This window comes from Bifidobacterium sp. UBA6881 (genome assembly GCA_002451435.1).
Classification (GTDB): domain Bacteria; phylum Actinomycetota; class Actinomycetes; order Actinomycetales; family Bifidobacteriaceae; genus Bifidobacterium.
This window is the reverse complement of the sequence record DKCF01000076.1, coordinates 43,953-45,241: the sequence shown is the minus strand read 5'-3', so window position 1 is coordinate 45,241 and position 1,289 is coordinate 43,953. Positions and strand designations below refer to the sequence as shown.

Annotated in this window: 1 protein-coding gene; it reads left to right on the top strand. The window is 61.9% G+C overall.

Going from position 1 to position 1,289, the window contains the following annotated elements:
* The coding region (locus B3C64_RS05865) for an AMP-dependent synthetase/ligase (RefSeq protein ID WP_291534378.1) at positions 1 to 972 on the top strand (972 nt) is incomplete at its 5' end.
* Positions 973 to 1,289: the final 317 nt, after the last annotated feature.

Here is a 1,289-nt window from a genome sequence, read left to right as displayed (position 1 = left end):
GTGTACAACGCCGCCTCGCAGAAGGCCGGCCATGGCGCGAAGGGCGTGGCGTTCGCCGCGGCCGTGGTCGCCGCGCAGAACTACATGAAGGAGGTCAGCGCCAAGGGCAAGGCCGGCGCGTTGGCGAGGGCCCGACGCGCGGCCTTCGATCCGCTGGTGTACGCCTCCCTGCGCGAGGTGCTCGGCGGACGCGCCGAATGGATCGTGGCCGGAGGCGCGCCGCTCGATCCGGAACTCCTGGCGTTCTTCCGCGGTGCCGGAGTGCCCGTCTACGAGGGCTATGGATTGACCGAGACGACGGCGCCGTGCGCGTTCAATCCGCTTGGCGTGCCCTACCATCAGGGCTCCGTCGGCATCGCGTTCCCGGGATTCGAGCTGCGCATCGCCGAAGACGAGGAGATTCAGGTCAAGGGCACCGCGGTGTTCCCCCGCTATCACAAGAACGAGGAGGCATCCGAGGATTCCTTCACCGAGGATGGCTGGTACCGCACCGGTGATCTCGGCCGCATCGATGATGACGGCTTCCTGTACATCATCGGGCGCAAGAAGGATCTGATCATCACCGCAGGCGGCAAGAACGTCTCCCCCGGCCCCATCGAAGAGGTCATCAAGCGCTGCGAATTCGTGTCCCAGGCGCTGGTCCTCGGCGACAAACGCCCGTTCATCTCCGCGCTGATCACTCTTGACGAGGATGCGTTGCGCCCTTGGCTGGAGAGCAAGGGACTCAATCGCGACATGCCTCTTGAGGAGGCCGCTTCCAATGCCGCGGTGCGCGCGGAAGTGCAGAAGTGGGTCGATCAGGCGAACGAAGGCGTCTCCCGCGCCGAATCCGTGCGCAAGTTCATCATTCTGCCGGAGGAATTCACCCAGGAGAACGGCCTGATGACCGCTTCCATGAAGGTGATCCGCCCCAAGGTCATCAAGCGTTACGCCACGTTGCTGAACACGCAGATGTACATCAAAAAGAAGTGACGACGGAAAGGTTGGGGGTGCTTCGGTTCGCTCGATGAACAACCCGATACACCCAACCTTCAAAATCTTGCAGAAGCCGTATAAAACGTCGCTCCGCGGTGGACAATGTGAAGGGTCCCGCGCGTAGCGACGTTTTTTCATCTCAGAATGTCGCCGCGCGCGGAAGTGTCCTGCTTTCATCCTCGTAGCGACATTTTCAGAATATGGAATGGCCTGCTGCCGAGATTCCTCTTGGCAACAGGCCATTCCATATCATCTGCGGCACATTCGCCGCATTGGCGAACTCCCGCCCGCCATGGACGTTCCCGCATCACCTG